17 protein-coding genes are annotated in these 19,851 nt (G+C 47.3%); all 17 read left to right on the top strand.

Features of this window, described 5'->3' with window-relative positions; all coding sequences use genetic code 11:
* Positions 1-171 precede the first annotated feature (171 nt).
* The 17 genes from gpr to rpsO all read left to right on the top strand — a co-directional run bounded on the left by gpr (position 172) and on the right by rpsO (position 19,838).
* A complete protein-coding gene (gpr, locus tag ACLROL_RS00870) occupies positions 172-1,158 on the top strand; it encodes a GPR endopeptidase (protein WP_087210418.1) in 987 nt (328 codons plus the stop codon).
* Positions 1,159-1,237: 79 nt separating this feature from the next.
* Positions 1,238-2,407 (top strand): stage II sporulation protein P, encoded by a 1,170-nt coding sequence (gene spoIIP / locus ACLROL_RS00875; RefSeq protein WP_087199255.1) that lies wholly within the window; start codon positions 1,238-1,240, stop codon positions 2,405-2,407.
* A gap of 91 nt (positions 2,408-2,498) precedes the next feature.
* Positions 2,499-4,421, top strand: a complete 1,923-nt coding sequence (locus ACLROL_RS00880; RefSeq protein WP_288722994.1) for a DNA gyrase/topoisomerase IV subunit B — start codon at positions 2,499-2,501, stop codon at positions 4,419-4,421.
* A gap of 30 nt (positions 4,422-4,451) precedes the next feature.
* Positions 4,452-6,701: a DNA gyrase/topoisomerase IV subunit A gene (locus ACLROL_RS00885; RefSeq protein ID WP_413067160.1), complete on the top strand. Its 2,250-nt coding sequence runs from the start codon at positions 4,452-4,454 to the stop codon at positions 6,699-6,701.
* A 113-nt stretch (positions 6,702-6,814) separates the two neighbouring features.
* Positions 6,815-7,585 (top strand): ABC transporter ATP-binding protein, encoded by a 771-nt coding sequence (locus ACLROL_RS00890; protein ID WP_413067161.1) that lies wholly within the window; start codon positions 6,815-6,817, stop codon positions 7,583-7,585.
* Between the two features lie 4 nt (positions 7,586-7,589).
* Entirely contained in the window at positions 7,590-10,520 is a 2,931-nt protein-coding gene (locus tag ACLROL_RS00895; protein ID WP_413067162.1) for an extracellular solute-binding protein, read from the top strand.
* A 1-nt stretch (position 10,521) separates the two neighbouring features.
* The gene (gene phnX / locus ACLROL_RS00900) at positions 10,522-11,298 is read left to right on the top strand and encodes a phosphonoacetaldehyde hydrolase (RefSeq protein WP_413067163.1); all 777 of its coding nucleotides are present in this window, start codon (positions 10,522-10,524) and stop codon (positions 11,296-11,298) included.
* A gap of 136 nt (positions 11,299-11,434) precedes the next feature.
* Complete coding sequence (rimP, locus tag ACLROL_RS00905) at positions 11,435-11,902, top strand: ribosome maturation factor RimP (RefSeq protein WP_287448274.1); 468 nt, start codon at positions 11,435-11,437, stop codon at positions 11,900-11,902.
* Positions 11,903-11,922: 20 nt separating this feature from the next.
* Entirely contained in the window at positions 11,923-13,047 is a 1,125-nt protein-coding gene (gene nusA / locus ACLROL_RS00910; protein ID WP_087199043.1) for a transcription termination factor NusA, read from the top strand.
* Positions 13,037-13,312: an RNase P modulator RnpM gene (rnpM, locus tag ACLROL_RS00915; RefSeq protein ID WP_087199045.1), complete on the top strand. Its 276-nt coding sequence runs from the start codon at positions 13,037-13,039 to the stop codon at positions 13,310-13,312. Before nusA ends, rnpM begins: the two co-directional genes overlap by 11 nt.
* Positions 13,299-13,631 carry a L7Ae/L30e/S12e/Gadd45 family ribosomal protein gene (locus ACLROL_RS00920; RefSeq protein WP_087199047.1) on the top strand — a complete coding sequence of 111 codons (333 nt, stop codon included), beginning with the start codon at positions 13,299-13,301 and terminating at the stop codon, positions 13,629-13,631. Before rnpM ends, ACLROL_RS00920 begins: the two co-directional genes overlap by 14 nt.
* 4 nt (positions 13,632-13,635) lie before the next feature.
* On the top strand, positions 13,636-16,203 hold the full coding sequence (gene infB, locus ACLROL_RS00925; protein ID WP_413067164.1) for a translation initiation factor IF-2: 2,568 nt from the start codon (positions 13,636-13,638) through the stop codon (positions 16,201-16,203).
* A 10-nt stretch (positions 16,204-16,213) separates the two neighbouring features.
* Positions 16,214-16,585 carry a 30S ribosome-binding factor RbfA gene (gene rbfA, locus ACLROL_RS00930; protein WP_087199051.1) on the top strand — a complete coding sequence of 124 codons (372 nt, stop codon included), beginning with the start codon at positions 16,214-16,216 and terminating at the stop codon, positions 16,583-16,585.
* Between the two features lies 1 nt (position 16,586).
* On the top strand, positions 16,587-17,549 hold the full coding sequence (locus ACLROL_RS00935) for a bifunctional oligoribonuclease/PAP phosphatase NrnA (protein ID WP_330646814.1): 963 nt from the start codon (positions 16,587-16,589) through the stop codon (positions 17,547-17,549).
* The gene (gene truB / locus ACLROL_RS00940) at positions 17,546-18,460 is read left to right on the top strand and encodes a tRNA pseudouridine(55) synthase TruB (RefSeq protein WP_087211385.1); all 915 of its coding nucleotides are present in this window, start codon (positions 17,546-17,548) and stop codon (positions 18,458-18,460) included. The genes ACLROL_RS00935 and truB overlap by 4 nt, the downstream gene beginning before the upstream one ends.
* A 30-nt stretch (positions 18,461-18,490) precedes the next feature.
* On the top strand, positions 18,491-19,441 hold the full coding sequence (ribF, locus tag ACLROL_RS00945) for a riboflavin biosynthesis protein RibF (protein WP_413067165.1): 951 nt from the start codon (positions 18,491-18,493) through the stop codon (positions 19,439-19,441).
* Between the two features lie 130 nt (positions 19,442-19,571).
* Positions 19,572-19,838, top strand: a complete 267-nt coding sequence (gene rpsO / locus ACLROL_RS00950; protein ID WP_087199059.1) for a 30S ribosomal protein S15 — start codon at positions 19,572-19,574, stop codon at positions 19,836-19,838.
* Positions 19,839-19,851: the final 13 nt, after the last annotated feature.

The following is a 19,851-nucleotide window of genomic DNA, read 5'->3' on the forward strand; positions in this document are numbered from 1 at the left end:
TACACCTCCAACCTTGGCAAATTCGTTTCTCGTTCTCGTCAGGTCCGGACACGGACGTCCTGACGAAGCATACTCATTCATTTTAGTCCAGGAAATATATTATGTCAATACATATTTCCATTTTTTTTTGAGAAACTAAGGGGAAATGAAAAAAGTAAGCGAGGGAATATCATGGTTGAAAAGTACAGTATCCGGACGGATCTTGCATTGGAGGACAAGGAACGGTTTGAAGAAGAAAACGTGGAGGTACAGGGAGTTGTCCTGGAAGAAGAATATGACGAAGAATGGGAAGTGAAGACGACGACTGTGCGGATCCAGACGGAAAACGGGGCAAAGACGATGGGCAAGCCGGCAGGGACATATATCACGATGGAAGCGCCGAATATGGCGGTGCCGGATGAAGAGTATCACAGTGAGATTTCCGAAAAGATCGCAGACTGTATAAAGAAACTGATGAACGGAAAAAACTGTAAAAAAAGAGGGGAAGACTGGTCTGTTCTGATCATCGGTCTTGGAAACCGGAATGTGACGCCGGATGCCCTCGGGCCTTATGTGGCTGATAATCTCAACATCACAAGACATATCGTAAAGGAATACGGGAAATATGCCATGGGGAAAGAAGAAGTCACATTGATCAGTGCGCTGGTCCCTGGGGTAATGGCACAGACAGGAATGGAGACGGTGGAGATCATCAGGGGCGTTGTAAAAGAGACGGATCCGGATGTCATCATTGCGGTGGATGCCCTGGCGGCCAGAAACTCCAAACGCCTGAACAGGACGATCCAGATCGCGGACACCGGCATCAATCCGGGATCCGGAGTGGGTAATCACAGGAATGCTATCACACAGGAAAGCGTGGGAGTCCCGGTCATCGCCATCGGTGTTCCTACTGTGGTGGATGCGGCCACGATCGTCAATGACGCGATGGAAAATCTCATGAAAGAGATGGAGCACTCCGAAGCGTTAAAAGGAGTTGGCGTCGTCCTTCAGGGATATCATGCAGCTGAAAAGTATGAGCTTGTGAGAGAGCTGATATCTCCCCATCTCAATGGAATGTTTGTGACGCCAAAAGATATTGACGATACGGTAAAACGGATCAGTTTTACCATCTCAGAGGGGCTCAATATGCTTTTTGCAGGAAAGGAACCGGCGGAATAAAACGGAACAGCCGGACATATAGTGTTAAGACACGGAAAACATGGATACAGAAAGCGGAGTGAGGCGTTTGGATCGGAAAATGCGGTTTCATAATCTCCTCGTAGGAGGGGCATTGTGCGCAGTGAGCGGATATATCATCCTTGGCGGCAGCCAGAACGTATGGGATAATATGAGAGACAGGATAGGACGGGCAGCACAGGAGGGCGCGGAGAACATGGTTTTTCCGGCCCTCGTCCATTATGGAAAGCAAGGTGGGAGGGACATGAAAGAATGGGTCACAAGCCAGGCTATGCAGATGGTGCCTCTTGGGGATTATGTGAATGCAGAAGAAGTGACGGAGACAGAGATAGAGGATATGGAAACGTACGAGATGCTTCTGAAAAAAGAGGCGGAAGATGAAAATGAAGTAGATGAAAACGGAAAGCTGATCGAGAAAAATCAGGAGACTACAGAGGAGCAGCCCAAGGAGACGAGTCAGCAAGCCAAAGTGGACAGGGAAAAGCTGAATGACTATGAATATCTGACGAGCCACTACTATACGATCGACAGTACAACGATGACAAGCCCGGAGGAGCTTAATGCGAAAAATCTTCTGGCAAAAGACATGAAGTTTCAAAAAGGGATAGATGGACCGAAAATTCTCATCTACCACACACATTCCCAGGAAACATTCGTGGACTCTGTAAAGGGGGATGACTCTACTTCCATCGTGGGGATAGGAGATTACCTGGCAAAGCTTCTGAATGAAAAGTATAAGATAGAGACGATACATGACAGAGGCGTCTACGACATCATCGACGGAAAGCTGGACCGAAGCCAGGCGTACGAATTGTCCGGAGCTGCGGCGGAGAAAATCCTCAAAGAAAATCCTACTATCGAAGTAGTCATCGATTTACATAGAGATGGGGTAAATGAAAATACGCATCTGGTAACAGAAGTAAATGGTAAACCGACGGCAAAGATTATGTATTTCAATGGCCTTTGCAGAACACGTGCCAACGGAAATATACAGTATTTTTCCAACCCGTATATCCAGGATAATCTGGCATTTTCTCTTCAGATGAAGCTGGATGCCGACGAGCATTATCCGGGCTTTACGCGAAATATCTATCTCAAAGGTTATCGGTACAACATGCAGCTTGTGCCGAAGATGCTTCTTGTGGAGGCTGGTGCCCAGACAAACACCGTGCAGGAGATGAAAAATGCCATGGAACCTCTGGCGGAATCTCTTGCCAGAGTACTCACATAAGGGGAAAAGAGGCACAAATCTTTTGCCTTGAATCGAATGTCTGTTTGTGATACACTGGTAAAAGTATGAAAAAATGGAAAGGGAGAATACAATGGCAAATCATGCGACATACGATGCAGACAGCATAACGATACTGGAAGGTCTGGAAGCAGTTCGGAAAAGACCGGGAATGTACATCGGAAGTGTCGGGACAAAAGGGCTCAACCATCTTGTGTACGAGATCGTTGACAATGCAGTGGATGAGCATCTTGCAGGTTACGGCGACCGGATCGAAGTGACGCTGGAAAAAGACGGGTCTGCCACTGTCTCTGACAATGGACGGGGAGTGCCGGTCGGTATGCATCAAAAAGGAGTATCCGCTGCCCGTATCGTGTACACGACGCTGCATGCGGGCGGGAAATTTGACGATGCTGCGTATAAGACAAGCGGAGGGCTTCATGGGGTTGGTTCCTCCGTCGTCAATGCGCTTTCCGAATATATGGATGTCAAGATCAGCCGTGACGGAGCGATCCACCATGACCGGTATGAAAGAGGAGTGCCGGTGGTTGAGCTTTCGGATGGACTTCTTCCTGTTGTCGGGAAGACAAAAAAGACCGGGACAACAGTAAATTTCCTGCCGGATGCGGAGATTTTTGAAAAGACAAGGTTTCGGGAAGAAGAAATCAAAAGCAGGCTTCACGAGACGGCGTACTTAAATCCTGCCCTCACGATCGTTTTCAGGGACAAACGGAAAGATCCCGAGGAATGTATCGCTTACCATGAGCCGGACGGGCTGATCGGTTTTATAAAAGATCTGAATAAAAAAAGTGAAGCAGTTCACGATCCCGTCTATTTTAAAGGAGAGGCAGAAGGGATTGAGGTGGAAGTTGTGTTCCAGTATGTCACGGAGTTTCATGAGAATATTCTGGGCTTCTGCAACAATATTTATAATGCCGAGGGAGGAACTCATCTTACCGGATTTAAATCCACTTTTACCACGATCATGAACCAGTATGCGCGAGAGATCGGAGTGTTGAAGGAGAAGGATGACAAGTTTACCGGAACAGATATCCGAAACGGGATGACGGCTATTGTCTCGGTAAAACATCCGGATCCACGGTTTGAAGGACAGACAAAAACAAAGCTTGACAACCAGGATGCATCGAGAGCTGTTGGAAAAGTGACAGGCGAAGAGATCGTTCGGTATTTTGACCGGAATCTTGAAGTGCTGAAGAATGTTCTGGCCTGCGCAGAGAAAGCAGCTAAGATCCGGAAGACGGAAGAACGGGCAAAGACGAATCTTCTGACCCGGCAAAAGTATTCTTTCGACAGCAACGGAAAACTTGCAAACTGCGAGAGCAGAGACGCAAAAAAATGTGAGATATTCATTGTGGAAGGGGATTCTGCCGGCGGATCCGCAAAGACTGCCAGAGACCGTATGTACCAGGCCATCCTCCCGATCCGGGGGAAGATACTCAATGTGGAGAAGGCAAGTATCGACAAAGTCCTTGCCAATGCTGAGATCAAGACGATGATCAATGCCTTTGGCTGTGGGTTTTCCGAAGGATACGGAAACGACTTTGATATTACAAAACTTCGGTATGATAAGATCATCATCATGGCCGATGCAGATGTGGACGGAGCGCACATTTCCACCCTTCTGCTTACTCTTTTTTACCGCTTTATGCCGGAACTCATCTACGAGGGCCATGTATATATTGCCATGCCGCCTCTTTATAAGGCGATGCCAAAGAAGGGGAAGGAAGAGTATCTGTATGACGACAAGGCGCTGGAGAGATACCGGAAACGGCAGAGCGGACCGTTTACCCTCCAGAGATACAAAGGGCTCGGGGAGATGGATGCACAGCAGCTCTGGGAGACGACGCTGGATCCAAAGACAAGGATCTTAAAGCGGGTAGAAATCGAGGACGCCAGGATGGCGTCCAGCGTGACGGAGATGCTGATGGGAACAGAAGTGCCTCCGAGACGGACCTTTATCTATGAAAACGCCCGCGAGGCGGAGCTGGATATATAATTGTATAGAAAGAAGAAGTGAGGAAGATACATGAGCCAGAGTGAAAGAGAACAGATCATTCGGACGGAATATTCGGATGTCATGAAAAAATCGTATATCGACTACGCCATGAGCGTGATCATCTCAAGGGCGCTCCCGGATGTGAGGGACGGCCTGAAACCGGTACAGAGAAGAACGCTCTACGATATGTATGAACTTGGGATCCGTTACGACAGGCCATACCGGAAATGTGCCCGTATCGTCGGGGATACGATGGGTAAATATCATCCTCACGGGGACAGCTCCATTTATGATGCCCTTGTTGTCATGGCACAGGAATTTAAAAAAGGGATGGTACTTGTGGACGGACACGGAAATTTCGGGTCCATCGAAGGCGACGGCGCAGCTGCCATGCGATATACGGAGGCAAGGCTTGCCAAGGTTTCCCAGGAAGCGTTTCTTTCCGATCTGGACAAGGACATCGTGAACTTTGTGCCGAACTTTGACGAGACGGAGAAAGAGCCGGAAGTATTGCCGGTGCGTTTCCCGAATCTTCTCGTAAACGGTGCGGAAGGGATCGCAGTTGGAATGGCCACCAGTATTCCTACACACAACCTGGGGGAAGTGATCGATGCTGTCAAGGCCTACATGAAAAACAATGCCATCACGACAAAGCAGCTGATGAAATATATCAAAGGACCGGACTTCCCTACAGGGGGGATCGTTGTCAATCAGGATGATCTTCTTGGAATCTACGAGACCGGAACAGGAAAGATCAAGATCCGCGGAAAAGTAGAGACGGAGGAAGGAAAAGGAGGGCGCAAGCGTCTTGTGATCTCCGAGATCCCATACACAATGATCGGAAGCGGAATCGGGAAATTTTTAAACGATGTATGTGCCCTTGTGGAAACAAAGAAGACGTCGGACATTGTCGATATTTCCAACCAGTCCTCCAAAGAAGGCATCCGGATCGTCATCGACCTTAAGAAAGACGCGGATGTGGAAAATCTGAAAAATATGCTTTACAAAAAGACGAAGCTGGAGGACACGTTTGGCGTCAATATGCTGGCAGTGGCAGACGGGCGTCCGGAGACGATGGGACTTCGCAGGATCATAGAACACCATGTGGATTTCCAGTTTGAGATCGCCACGCGGAAATACCGGACCTTGCTCAGGAAAGAGCAGGAGAAGCGGGAAGTTCAGGAAGGGCTTATAAAAGCCTGTGACGTGATCGATCTGATCATCGAAATCTTAAGAGGAAGCCGCTCCGTAAAAGATGCCAAGGCTTGTCTTATGTACGGCATTACCGATTCAATCCATTTTAAGACCAAAGTGTCTGAAAAGATGGCAAAGCTGCTTTCCTTTACAGAGCGCCAGGCGACAGCGATCCTGGAGATGCGTCTTTATAAGCTGATCGGGCTGGAGATGGAAGCGCTCGTAAAAGAGCACGAAGAGACCGTGGAAAAGATCGCCAGATACGAGAAAATCCTGAATGATTACGATGAGATGTCGTCTGTCATCATCGAAGATCTGAATCGGCTGAAAAAAGAATATGCCGTAAAACGAAAGACTTCCCTGGAAAATGCTGAGGAGATCGTTTTAAAGGAAAAGAAGATCGAAGAGCAGGAAGTTGTTTTTTTGATGGACCGCTTTGGTTACGCGAAGACGGTAGACGCTTCGGTTTACGAAAGAAACAAGGAAGCGGCGGATGCGGAGAACAGGTATGTGATCCGCTGTATGAACACCGGAAAGATCTGCCTCTTTACCGGACAAGGGCGGATGCACCAGATCAAGGTTATGGATCTCCCGCACGGACGATTTCGTGATAAAGGACAGCCGGTGGACAATGTGAGCAATTTTGACAGCACGAAGGAGGACATCGTCTTTCTCGTGCAGGAAGATCTGCTCGGGGAAGAAAAGCTGCTTTTTGTCACAAAAGACGGTATGATCAAGCTGGTGGACGGAAGAGAGTTTATCGTCTCCAAAAGAACGACTGCAGCAACAAAGCTGCAGGATGAGGATGAGCTCCGGACAGTCTGTCCGATGCAGGGAGCAGACTATGTAGTTCTCCAGACTGTAAACGGATATTTCCTCCGGTTCCCGGCAGGGGAAGTGTCTGAAAAGAAAAAAGGAGCCATTGGAGTCCGGGGAATTCGGCTGCAGAAAAAAGATGAGGTGGAGGCTGCCTTCGTATTTTCCGAAGGAGAGGATATAAGGGCAGTGTACAAAGAAAAAGAAGTGGTCCTGAACCGTCTGCGCATCGGAAAGAGAGACACTCAGGGAGTAAAGCAGCGAACATAAATGATACAAACATAATAGCGAATGTAAAAAGCAATGTCTGAACAGAAAGGGCATTGCTTTTATTTTTCCCGCCTTGTAAAGAAAACTTAACAATACGGAAAGGGGCATATCACATGCTGGAATTGAAACATATCAAAAAATCGTTTGACGGCGTACCGGTTTTAAGGGATATCAACCTGGAGATCGACAGCGGGGAAATCGTGTCTATCCTCGGACCGTCAGGATGCGGTAAGACAACACTTTTGAACATCATACTTGGGTTTACACAGGCAGATGCAGGAGAAATGCGGTTTGATGAAGAAGACATCTTACATGTACCAATGGAGGAACGGGGGTTTAATATCGTATTTCAGGATTATGCTCTGTTCCCGAATTTGAATGTGCAGCAGAATGTTACATATGGACTGCGCAACAAAAAGGACATTGCGACAGCCAAGGAAGTGTCCGGCCTGATCGAACTTCTCGGTCTGAAAGAGCATCTTGGGAAAAAGATTGAGCAGCTCTCCGGCGGACAGAAACAGAGAGTTGCCCTTGCAAGGACGATGGTCATGAAGCCGAAGATCCTTCTTTTGGACGAACCGCTGAGTGCTCTCGACGGTGTGATCAAGGAATCCATCAAAAGCAAGATCAAGGAAATCGCAAGAGAGTACCATCTCACGACGATCATCGTCACACATGATCCGGAAGAGGCGCTGACACTCTCCGACAAAGTCTGCATCATGAACCAGGGGACTATCGCTCAATACGGAAGACCGGAAGATATCATCAACGCGCCGGAAGAAGAATTTGTAAAAACATTTATCCTGAAGCAGCTGGAGATAAAGAGAAACAATATCATGTCTCTGTTCCGCGATTCTGAGGCAAAAAGGTTACAGGTGGTATAAGAAGATGAAAAAAATAAAAGAAAAAGAGATAAAGGGAATATACATTGTCGCCCTCATCGTCTTTCTGGCGTTTCTGTTCGTGCCGCTGGTCGTGCTGTTTCGTCAGGCCTTGGAAGGAGACGGAGGAGTGACGCTGGCGAATTTCGGCGAGATGCTTTCACAGAAGGGATTTGGAACGGCTGTGGCAAACAGTATGTCGGTTTCTGTCACAAGTGCAGTTGCAGCCACGCTTTTGGCATTCCTTTTGGCGTACACGATCCATTACACAAATGCACCGCGTCCGTACAAGAAATTCATCCGATTGGCCGCACAGCTCCCGATGCTTTTGCCGACCATTACATACGGGTTTGCGATCATCTATTCTTTTGGAAAACAGGGGCTTTTGACAAGACTTTTCGGAAGACAGCTGTTTGACATATATGGATTCAACGGACTGGTGATCGGGTATGTCATCTACACACTCCCGGTATCTTTTATGCTTCTGTCCAACACAATGGAATACATTGACAAAAAGTTTATCGTAGTATCAAGAATCATGGGAGACAGTCCGGCAAAGACGTTCCTTCAGACGATCATAAGACCGCTTCTTGGAACATTTGCGGCATCTTTCGTACAGTGTTTTTTCCTTTGCTTTACGGATTACGGTATCCCGGAATCGGTAGGAGGAAAATTCGAAGTTGTGGCGACAGTGCTGTACAACGAAATGCTGGGAAGTATTCCGAACTTCAGCAACGGGGCGGTCGTGGCGATCATCATGCTGATCCCGTCGGTTGTCAGCATCGCTCTTTTGAAATTCCTGGAACGGTACAATATCCGGTACAACAAGATTTCTGTTGTGGAATTAAAAGAAAACAAAGTCAGGGACATCCTCTGTTCTGTGGCGACAGGAATTGTATTCCTCTGCGTGTTTGCAGTGTTTGCGGTAATCTTCATTATGCCGTTCATCGAAGAATGGCCGTACCGGGCAGTGTTCACACTGGAGCATTTCCAGTCGGTATTCCAGGACAATACCTTGACGGCAGTATATAAAAACTCACTGTTTGTGGCGTTTATGACAGCGGTGGTAGGACTTCTTCTTACATATGGATGTGCCCTTGCATCTGCAAGAAGCAATCTGAAAGGGCGCACAAAACAGGTCATTGAAAGCACCGCCCTTGTGACAAACACAGTGCCGGGGATGGTCATCGGTATCGCGTACATGCTCGTATTTTCAGGGACTTCTCTTCAGAATACGTTCATTCTGATCATCATCTGTAATACGATCCACTACTTCTCGACACCGTATTTGATGATCAAAAATGCGCTGATGAAACTGAATACATCATGGGAAGCGACGGCAAAACTGCTTGGAGATTCCTGGAGCAAGACACTTATCCGCATCATCACGCCGAATATGACATCCACACTTCTTGAAGTGTTCGGATATTATTTCGTAAATGCGATGGTAACAGTCAGTGCGGTTATCTTCATCGCAGGGGCAAAAACCATGGTCATTACGACAAAGATCAAAGAGCTGCAGTACTTCATGAAATTCAATGAGATTTTCGTACTGTCTATCTTGATCCTCTTAACAAACCTCTGTATGAAAGGGGTGCTTTACCTCCTGACAAGCAGGAAGAAAGCAGATATCAAAGTAAAAAAGGAGAAAAAAATAATGAAAATGAAAAGTGTGACAGCAATGTTTATGGCATGTATGCTTGCCGGATCCGTTTTTCTTGGAGGATGTGCAGGCGGAAATGCAGCAGCGGGGAACAGCGACGATAAAGTCATCATCTATTCCAATGCAGACGAAGAAGCGGTGGATGCGATGAAAAAAACGCTGGATGAAAATGGATATGAAAATGAGTATGTATTCCAGACATTCGGTACTTCTGAGCTTGGCGGAAAACTGATCGCGGAAGGAAAAAACCTGGAAGCAGATATGGTAACGATGAGTTCCTTCTATCTGGACAGTGCACAGGAACAGAACGAGATGTTCAAAGACCTGACATTTGATTACTCTGTGCTGAGTGAGAACGACAGTTCTTCTTTCTATGCACCGATCACAAAGCAGGAAGGAGCTATCATTGTCAACACAGAACTTTTGAAAGAAAACGGACTTGACACTCCGACATGTATCAAAGATCTTGCGGATCCGCAGTACAAAGATATGCTGTCTGTGACAGATGTAAAAGCGTCATCCACAGCATGGCTTTTGATCCAGGCCATCATAAGCGAGTACGGCGAAGATGGAGCGAAAGAAGTTCTGAAAGGAATCTACGAAAATGCAGGGGACAATATCGAAGACTCCGGATCTGCACCGCTTAAAAAAGTACGTGCAGGGGAAGTGGCAGTAGGATTTGGACTTCGCCATCAGGCTGTTGCGGACAAAGAGGAAGGACTTCCGATCGATTACGTAGATCCTGCAGAAGGAAACTTCTCCCTGACAGAATCTGTGGCTGTGCTTGACAAAGAAGACAGCAAAAAGGCAGACAAAGCAATGGAGATGGCACAGTGCATCATTGAAAACGGAAGAACAGAACTTCAGAAAACATACCCGCTTGCGATTTACGAGGGAGAAGAAAATGCATCCAACCAGTCCGCATACCCGAAGGTATATCCGGAAAAACTGACAGCCGATCTTCTCGAAAAGCGTCATGAACGTTATGCGAAGAACAACAAGATCCTGATCGAAAACCTGGCAGAGCTTGGGATCCGCCCATATGTAGGCGCCGACGTACAGGGACCGATCATCACGACATTCTATTATCCGGAACATCATCATTTTTCCTTCCAGCAGATGTATGATTACATCAAAGAACGCGGATATGCGATCTACCCGGGAAAAGTTACGGATGCAGATACTTTCCGTATCGGAAATATCGGGGAGATCTATCCGGAAGACATGGTAAAACTTACCGCCATCATTTCAGAATTTTTAAAGGAGACAAACTAAGATGAAATACGAAGCAGTTATCTTTGACTGGGCAGGCACGACGGTAGATTACGGTTGTTTCGCACCAGTACAGGCATTTATCGATGCATTTAAAGCGTTCGGTATCGAACCGACAGTAGAAGAAGTAAGAGGACCGATGGGGATGCTCAAGATCGACCATATCCGGACCATGTTGAAGGGAGAAAGGATCGCCGGACTGTGGAGAGAAAAGTATGGAAAAGACTGGACCGAGGAAGATGTCCATGCAGTCTATGAACTCAGCGAAAAGAAAATCCTCGAGATTCTGCCAAACTTTGCGGATCCGAAGCCGTACGTTGTGGAGACAGTAGAAAAACTCAGAGAAATGGGACTGAAGATCGGTTCTACCACCGGCTACACGGATGATATGATGACCATTGTTGTGCCAAAGGCGGCAGAGAATGGCTATGCGCCGGACTGCTGGTTCAGCCCGAACTCCACAGGAAATACCGGAAGGCCATATCCATATATGATTTTCCGCAACATGGAAGAGCTGAAACTTTCCGATGTACGTAAGGTCATCAAAGTCGGAGATACTGTTTCCGATATCAAAGAAGGAAAACAGGCAGGTATGGAATCTGTCGGAGTTCTGGAAGGAAGTTCTGTCCTTGGACTTTCACAAAAGGAATACGAAGCACTTTCTGACGCCGAAAAAGAAGAGAAACTCAAAGAGGCGGAGAAGACATTTATGGAAGCAGGCGCAGACTATGTGATCCGTGATATCCGTGGTTTGCTTGACATTCTTTGCAAAAATGCTTGATTTTGGCGTAAAAGAGTGTTATAGTACATATAGTTACATAAGAAATCGGCAGAAGAGTGGACGTTTCGTTCACTCTTCTTTAGTGCATGGGAAAGTTTTCAGACATGCCGGGAAAACAAGAGAAAGGATGTTGGGATTGTCAAAAAGAGAACACTATGAACAGAGAACAGAAGATCTGCTGATACCGATCCTCGAGACTCATGGATTTGAACTGGTGGATGTGGAGTACGTCAAAGAGGGAAGCACATGGTATCTGAGAGCGTACATTGATAAACCGGGCGGGATCGCCATCAATGACTGCGAGGTAGTAAGCCGCTCGCTTTCAGATGTATTAGATGAAAAAGATTTTATAGAAGACAGCTATATTCTGGAGGTTAGTTCTCCGGGACTTGGAAGACCTCTGAAAAAGGAACGGGATTTTGAGAGAAGTCTTGGAAAAGAGGTGGATATCCGGACATACCGGATGATCGACCGCCAGAAGGATTTTACAGGAACGCTGGAGAGCTATGACAAAGATTCGGTTACGATCCGGTGCGAGGACGAATCCAGCATGACCTTTGATAAAAAAGACATTGCCCTGATAAGACTGGCATTTGATTTTTAAGTTTAGGAGGAAACGAAAAAATGAGTACAGAATTAATGGAAGCACTGACAATACTCGAGCAGGAAAAAGATATCAGCAAAGAGACAATGCTGGACGCCATTGAAAATTCTCTGATGAATGCCTGCAAGAACCATTTTAAGAAAGCGGACAACATCAAAGTCGTGATGAACCGGGAGACCTGCGATTTCGCCGTCTATGCGGAAAAGACTGTAGTGGAGGAAGTGGAAGATCCGGAAGAAGAGATCAGCCTTGTAAACGCGAAGATGATGGATTCCAAATATGCGCTTGGCGATATCGTGCAGGTGCCGATCGATTCCAAATCTTTTGGCCGGATCGCGACGCAAAATGCGAAAAATCTCATCCTCCAAAAGATAAGGGAAGAAGAACGTAAAGTCGTTTACGATCAGTATTTTGAAAAAGAGAAGGATATTGTGACAGGTATCGTACAGCGGTATGTCGGCAAAAATATCAGCATCGATCTCGGGAAGGCCGATGCGATGCTCACAGAAAACGAGCAGGTAAAAGGCGAAGTGTTCCGGCCGACAGAGAGGATCAAACTGTATGTAGTGGAAGTAAAAAATACGACAAAAGGGCCAAAGATCCTTGTTTCCCGTACCCATCCGGAACTTGTAAAACGACTCTTTGAAGCAGAAGTGACGGAAGTAAAAGACGGAACAGTAGAGATCAAGAGCATCGCAAGGGAGGCAGGTTCCCGTACAAAGATCGCTGTCTGGTCCAATGATCCGGACGTAGATCCGGTGGGCGCGTGCGTCGGAATGAACGGACAGAGGGTCAACGCCGTAGTAAACGAACTGCGCGGAGAAAAGATCGACATCATCAACTGGAGCGACAACCCGGCGATCCTTATCGAAAATGCGCTGAGTCCGGCCAAAGTTATTTCAGTTGCTGCAGATCCGGATGAGAAGACAGCAAGCGTCATCGTGCCGGACTACCAGCTTTCCCTGGCCATCGGAAAAGAAGGGCAGAACGCGAGACTTGCGGCAAGACTGACAGGATATAAGATCGATATCAAGAGCGAGACACAGGCCATCGAATCCGGGGAACTTCCGGAAAACTACATGGATCTCCCGATGGAAGAGGGTGTGTACGAAGAAGATATTTACGAGGATGAGTATGATGAATAAAAAGATCCCAATGCGCAAATGTGTCGGATGCGGGGAGATGAAAAATAAAAAAGAACTTCTGCGTGTCATCCACACGAAAGAAGGGGAATTTCTCATCGATACGACAGGGAGAAAGAACGGAAGAGGAGCCTATCTGTGCTTCTCAAAAGAATGTTTTCACAAGGCAGTCAAGAGCAAAGGACTTGAGCGCTCCTTTAAACAGGCGATACCAAAAGAGGTATACGAGGAGCTGGAAAAGGAGATGGAACAGATTGAAACAAGATAAGATCCTGTCTCTGTTAAGTCTTGCCACAAAAGCCGGAAGGACAAAGAGCGGCGGGTTTCAGACAGAGCAGGCAGTAAAAACAGGGACAGCGTTCCTGGTCATTGTGACAGAAGATGCATCGGAGAATACAAAGAAAAAATTCCGGAATATGTGCAGCTTCTACGAAGTGCCAATCTATTTTTATGGAGATAAAGATACCTTGGGGCATGCAATGGGAAAAGAATTCCGCACCTGCACGGCGGTTATCGACGCCGGGTTTGCGGACGGACTGAGAAAACAGCTTGAAACGAAAGAAAAAGAAATTGCATATAGGAGGTAGATTGATGTCAAAAGTGCGAGTACATGAATTAGCAAAAGAAATAGATAAAACGAGCAAGGAAATAATGGATTACCTGAAAGCGGGCGGGGCTGATATCAAAAGTCATATGAGTTTTCTGACCGAAGGACAGGTAGAAGATGTAAAGAAAAAATTTGCATCCGGAAGCCGTCAGGCAGAAGCACCAAAGAAGAAAACCATTGTGCAGGTGTTCCGACCACAGAACACACAGGGGGGACAGAGACGCCAGGGTGGCAGAAATGCCCAGAGAACCAATGGAGCTGCACAGGCAGGGAAGACAGGAATGGAGAAAGAGACAGGAAAGAAAGAGATGAATGCTCAGGAGAGAGGACGTGACGGAAGCCGTCAGGGAAGAGATTTCCGCAATGACCGAAACCGTTCCGACAGAAGAGAACAAAGAGGAGAAGGACGTGACGGAGGCCGTGGAGGAAGAGATTTCCGCGGAGAAGGAAACCGTCCGGACAGAAGAGAGCAAAGAGGAGAAGGACGTGACGGAGGCCGTGGAGGAAGAGATTTCCGCGGGGAAGGAAACCGTTCTGAAAGAAGAGGGGACAGACGCGACGGAGGCCGCCAGGGAAGAGGAGACCGCGACGGAAGAAACAACGGACCGTCTATTCCGGCACCGATGGTGGTAGAACAGAAGCCGCAGAGAAAGGCATCAAAAGACAATTACAAAAAGAAAGAATATGACCGTGACGAAGAGCGGGAAGGAAAGATGAGCCAGAAGCCGGGCAGAGGCAAGAAAAACAACATGCCGGTAATGGAAAAACCGCAGCCGAAACAGGAAAAACAGGAAGAACAGATCAAGCAGATCACGATCCCTAAGATGCTGACGATCAAAGAACTGGCGGACGCCATGAAGATCCAGCCATCAGCTATCGTGAAGAAACTGTTCCTTCAGGGCAAGATCGTGACAGTAAACCAGGAGATCGATTTCGCCACAGCAGAAGAGATCGCAATGGAATTTGACGTGCTGTGCGAACAGGAAGAAGAAATCGATGTGATCGAAGAGCTCTTAAAAGAGGAAGAAGAGGACGAAAAGAAGATGAAGAAACGTCCGCCGGTAGTCTGTGTCATGGGGCACGTAGACCACGGAAAAACTTCCCTTTTGGATGCGATTCGTGACACGAATGTGACGGACAGGGAAGCTGGAGGAATTACCCAGCATATCGGTGCGTCAGTTGTCAATATTAATGGAGAAAGCATCACATTCCTTGATACGCCTGGTCACGAAGCATTCACAGCCATGCGTCTGAGAGGAGCATGCTCCACAGATATCGCAGTTCTTGTCGTGGCTGCCGACGATGGTGTCATGCCGCAGACAGTGGAAGCCATCAATCACGCGAAGGCAGCGGGTGTAGAGATCGTCGTTGCCATCAACAAGATCGACAAGCCAAGCGCCAATATAGAACGTGTAAAACAGGAACTCACAGAATACGAGCTGATTCCGGAAGACTGGGGCGGAAGTACTATTTTTGTTCCGGTATCTGCCCACACAAAAGAAGGAATTTCAGAACTTCTGGAAATGATCCTTCTCACAGCAGAAATGATGGAGCTCAAAGCAAATCCAAACAGGAGAGCGAGAGGTCTTGTCATCGAAGCACAGCTTGACAAAGGAAAAGGACCGGTGGCTACTGTTCTCGTACAGAAAGGAACGCTCCGGATCGGAGATTCCATTGCTGCAGGATCTGCATACGGAAAAGTCCGTGCCATGATGGATGACAAGGGAAGACGTGTCAAAGAAGCAGGACCGTCCACGCCGGTAGAGATCCTCGGATTCAGCGATGTACCGAATGCAGGCGAAGTCTTTGTGGGATGCAAAAATGAAAAAGAAGCGAGAAACTTTGCAGAGACATTCATCTCTCAGAACCGTGTGAAGATGCTGGAAGAGACAAAGTCCAGAATGTCTCTGGACGATCTGTTCAGCCAGATCCAGGAAGGAAACTTAAAGGAACTTAACATTGTGGTAAAAGCCGATGTTCAGGGCTCCGTGGAGGCGATGAAGCAGAGTCTTCTGAAACTTTCCAACGAGGAAGTGGTTGTGAAGATCATTCACGGCGGAGTAGGAGCCATCAACGAATCAGACGTGATGCTTGCATCCGCATCCAACGCCATCATCATCGGATTCAACGTCCGCCCGGATGCGGCGGCAAAAGAGTCCGCAGAACGGGAAAATGTGGATGTACGTCTCTACCGTGTCATCTACAATGCGATCGAGGATGTAGAAGCGGCCATGAAGGGTATGCTGGATCCGGTATTCGAAGAGAAGGTACTCGGACACGCAGAAGTTCGCCAGACATTCAAGGCGTCAGGAGTCGGAACCATTGCAGGATCTTATGTGCTTGACGGCGTGTTTGAGAGAGACTGTTCTGCGCGTATTGTCCGTGATGGCATTGTGATCTTTGAAGGAAAACTGGCATCTCTGAAACGTTTTAAAGATGACGTCAAAGAAGTAAAAGCAGGATACGAATGTGGTTTCGTATTTGAGAAATTCAATGATATCAAGGAAGGCGACCAGGTAGAAGCCTTCAAGATGGTAGAAAAACCAAGATAGGAAGAGGAATATGAGAAAAAACAGTATTAAAAATACAAGGATCAATTCCGAAGTCCAGCATGAACTTTCCAACATTCTGCGCGGGGGTCTTAAGGATCCCCGGATTGCGGAATTTACATCTGTCGTTGCGGTGGAAGTGGCGCCGGATCTGAAGACATGTAAGGCGTATATCAGCGTTCTCGGGGACGAGGAGGCACAAAAAGACACGCTGAAAGGACTGAAAAATGCGGAAGGCTACATCCGCAGGGAGCTGGCCAGGACACTGAATCTGCGGAATACGCCGGAGATCCGTTTTATCCTGGATCAGTCCATCGAGTACGGTGTAGCCATGTCAAAAATGATCGATGATGTAACAAGAGGTCAGAATCAAGAGGATGAATAAAATGCTGAATTTGGATGAAATACTGGCAGGTGCAAAGACCGTCGGTATCGCAGGACATGTGCGGCCGGACGGTGACTGCTGCGGATCCTGCCTTGCGCTTTGTCAATATATCTGCAGCTATTATCCGCAGATCAAAGCGGATGTGTATCTGGAAGAGATACCAAATTCGTTCCGGTTCCTGAAAGGAGCTGACCGTATCCGGCACGAGGCTTCCGAAGATCAGACATACGATGTGTTTTTTGCGCTGGACTGCGGAGATGCAAAACGGCTTGGGTTTGCTGAATGCCTGTTTGAACATGCAGGACAGACAGTATGTATTGATCACCATGTGAGCAATCAGATGTTTGCTGATCACAATGATATCGAGCCGGACGCAAGCTCCACATCGGAACTTGTCTACAACCTGATGGAAAAGGAACGCATCACGAAAGAGATCGCAGAAGCACTCTATCTCGGAATCGTCCATGATACCGGAGTGTTCCAGTATTCCTGCACAAAGCCTTCCACCATGGAAGCGGCGGCAGAACTTCTGAGAAAAGGAATCCATGCATCCGAGATCGTGGAAAAAACGTTTTATGAAAAAACATACGAGCAGAATCAGGTACTCGGAAAAGCTCTCCTTGAGAGTATCCGTCTTATGGACGGCCAGGTTATCTTTTCTTATATTACGAAGGCCAGCATGGAATTTTTTGGGGTAAAGGCAAAAGATCTGGAAGGGATCGTAAGCCAGCTTCGGCTCACGAAAGGCGTGGAAGTGGCAGTCTTTCTCTATGAGCTCCAGAAAGGCGAATTTAAAGTCAGCCTTCGTTCCAAACAGAAGGTAGACGTGAGCAAAGTGGCACAGTATTTTGGAGGCGGCGGCCATGTCAGGGCAGCAGGTCTGACGATGCGTGGGACAGCACATGATGTGATCAACAATGTCATGCGTCTGATCGCTCCGCAGCTGGAGGATGAGACAGCATGATCGACGGTATCATCAATGTAAGAAAAGAAAAAGGATTTACTTCCCACGATGTGGTAGCGAAACTTCGCGGGATCACACGCCAGAAAAAGATCGGGCATACAGGGACGCTTGATCCGGATGCCACAGGTGTCCTTCCGGTGTGTTTTGGAAAAGCTACGAAGCTGTGCGACATGCTCACGGAGAAAGAAAAAGCGTACGAGGCAGTGCTGCTTTTGGGAAAGACGACAGATACCCAGGACATCTCGGGAGAAGTGAAAAAAGAGTGCTCTGTGGAGGGAATCACGCAAGATCAGGTTCGGGAGACAATTCTCTCCTTTGTCGGGGAGTACGACCAGATCCCTCCGATGTACTCTGCGCTCAAAGTCAATGGGAAAAAACTCTACGAACTGGCGAGGGAGGGCGTGGAGATTGAGAGAAAACCGAGAAAAATCCAGATCCACCGTATTGAGATCCGTGAAATCAACCTTCCGGAAGTACGGTTTGAAGTCTGGTGCTCCAAGGGCACATATATACGGACCCTCTGTAATGATATCGGAGAGAAGCTCGGATGCGGGGGATGTATGTCCTCACTCATCCGGACAAAATCCGGAATTTTTACCCTGGAAGAGAGCAAAAGCCTTGATGAGATCGAGACATGCGTACGGGAAGGAAGGATTGAAGAAATTCTAGTACCGATAGACGCGATGTTCCCGGATGTGCCAAAGGTATTTGTAAAAGAAGGGGAGGAAAAAAGCGTATACAACGGAAACGCATTGACGAAAAGACAGCTGGAAGAAAACACAATGCCTCAGAGCCAGGAGCGGATCCGTGTATACCAAAAAGACGGTCTGTTTCTTGCGCTGTACCGCTATGACAGCAAAGAAAACAGATACAAGGTAGAAAAAATGTTTTACAGTCCCAGACAGCAATAGGACAGCGGGGCATGGAAATGAGGAAAGAACATGCAATATATTACAGGATTGGAACAGTACAAAGAAAAAGCCGGATCCGCCGTCACACTCGGGAAGTTTGACGGACTTCACCGCGGACACAGAAAACTTGTGGAACGGGTTATGGAACATGTGGAAGAGGAGACGGATCTAAAAAGTGTTGTTTGTTTTTTCGATATGACGGAATTTAAAGCGAGAATGCATCTGGATGGGAAAAAGCTGATGACGAATGCGGAAAGGGCGTTTCGCCTGGAAAACAGAGTGGACTATCTGGTAGAATGTCCCTTCCTTTCCGTCAAGGAGATGGAGGCAGAGCAATTTATTGAGCAGATTTTATGCGGGGTCTTCCATGCAAAATATATCGTGGTTGGAGAGAATTTCCGTTTTGGACATGAGCGGCGCGGCGATACGGAGATGCTGAAGAAGTATGCAAAAAAGTACGGCTATACGATCGAAGTGATGGAAAATGAGATGTACGGTTCCCGCGTTGTGAGCAGTACATATGTGAGGGAAGTGATGAAGACAGGGGACATGTATCTTGTCAACCGTCTTTTGAGTTACCCGTATACGATTGCCGGCACTGTTGTAAAAGGGGATCAGCAAGGCAGGGAGATGGGCAGCCCGACGATGGATATCATCCCGTGTGAAGAAAAGATCCTGCCGCCAAAAGGCACATATATCTGTAAGATCCGAAGCGGCGGCGACTGGTATCAGGGTGTGTGCAATATCGGGACCAAACCGACGGTTGCTCAGAATGAGGAGCGCACGCTTTCCGCCCATTTTTTCTGCTATGAAGAGAAAGAAGAAGTATATGGGCGGGAGATCATCGTTCAGCTTTACCAGTATCTGCGTCCGGAGAGAAAATTTGCGGATGTCCATGCATTGAAAAACCAGATACAGGACGATATCCGGGAAGGAAAACGATATTTTATCCAGGTTGCCAACAGGGGAAGAAACCGGTAAGAAAAGAATTGACAATAGAAGGGTACTTTGCTATAATGGCTAAGTGTGAGTAAGCCGATATCCAGTGGATGGAAGACTCCGACCACCGCCTGATATCCGGCGTTTGAAATAAAAGAAGGAGGATACAAACATGATTTGTAAAGACAAGAAAGCAGCGATCATCGCTGAATACGGAAGATGCGAAGGAGATACAGGATCTCCGGAAGTACAGGTAGCACTGTTGACAGCAAGAATCAATGAATTAACAGAACATTTCAAAGCTAATCCAAAGGATCATCACTCCAGAAGAGGTCTTTTGAAAATGGTAGGTCAGAGACGTGGTCTTCTTGCATATTTAAAGAAAAAAGATATCGAAAGATACCGTTCTTTGATTGAAAGATTAGGACTTAGAAAATAGTCACTGTGAGAAA

This window comes from Sellimonas sp. (assembly GCF_047234585.1).
Taxonomy (GTDB): domain Bacteria; phylum Bacillota; class Clostridia; order Lachnospirales; family Lachnospiraceae; genus Sellimonas; species Sellimonas caecigallum.

Coding starts and splice junctions, on each gene's coding strand:
- gpr (WP_087210418.1), top strand. CDS start 172: ATGGTTGAAAAGTACAGTATCCGGACGGATCTTGCATTGGAGGACAAG.
- spoIIP (WP_087199255.1), top strand. CDS start 1,238: ATGCGGTTTCATAATCTCCTCGTAGGAGGGGCATTGTGCGCAGTGAGC.
- ACLROL_RS00880 (WP_288722994.1), top strand. CDS start 2,499: ATGGCAAATCATGCGACATACGATGCAGACAGCATAACGATACTGGAA.
- ACLROL_RS00885 (WP_413067160.1), top strand. CDS start 4,452: ATGAGCCAGAGTGAAAGAGAACAGATCATTCGGACGGAATATTCGGAT.
- ACLROL_RS00890 (WP_413067161.1), top strand. CDS start 6,815: ATGCTGGAATTGAAACATATCAAAAAATCGTTTGACGGCGTACCGGTT.
- ACLROL_RS00895 (WP_413067162.1), top strand. CDS start 7,590: ATGAAAAAAATAAAAGAAAAAGAGATAAAGGGAATATACATTGTCGCC.
- phnX (WP_413067163.1), top strand. CDS start 10,522: ATGAAATACGAAGCAGTTATCTTTGACTGGGCAGGCACGACGGTAGAT.
- nusA (WP_087199043.1), top strand. CDS start 11,923: ATGAGTACAGAATTAATGGAAGCACTGACAATACTCGAGCAGGAAAAA.
- rnpM (WP_087199045.1), top strand. CDS start 13,037: ATGATGAATAAAAAGATCCCAATGCGCAAATGTGTCGGATGCGGGGAG.
- infB (WP_413067164.1), top strand. CDS start 13,636: ATGTCAAAAGTGCGAGTACATGAATTAGCAAAAGAAATAGATAAAACG.
- rbfA (WP_087199051.1), top strand. CDS start 16,214: ATGAGAAAAAACAGTATTAAAAATACAAGGATCAATTCCGAAGTCCAG.
- ACLROL_RS00935 (WP_330646814.1), top strand. CDS start 16,587: ATGCTGAATTTGGATGAAATACTGGCAGGTGCAAAGACCGTCGGTATC.
- truB (WP_087211385.1), top strand. CDS start 17,546: ATGATCGACGGTATCATCAATGTAAGAAAAGAAAAAGGATTTACTTCC.
- ribF (WP_413067165.1), top strand. CDS start 18,491: ATGCAATATATTACAGGATTGGAACAGTACAAAGAAAAAGCCGGATCC.
- rpsO (WP_087199059.1), top strand. CDS start 19,572: ATGATTTGTAAAGACAAGAAAGCAGCGATCATCGCTGAATACGGAAGA.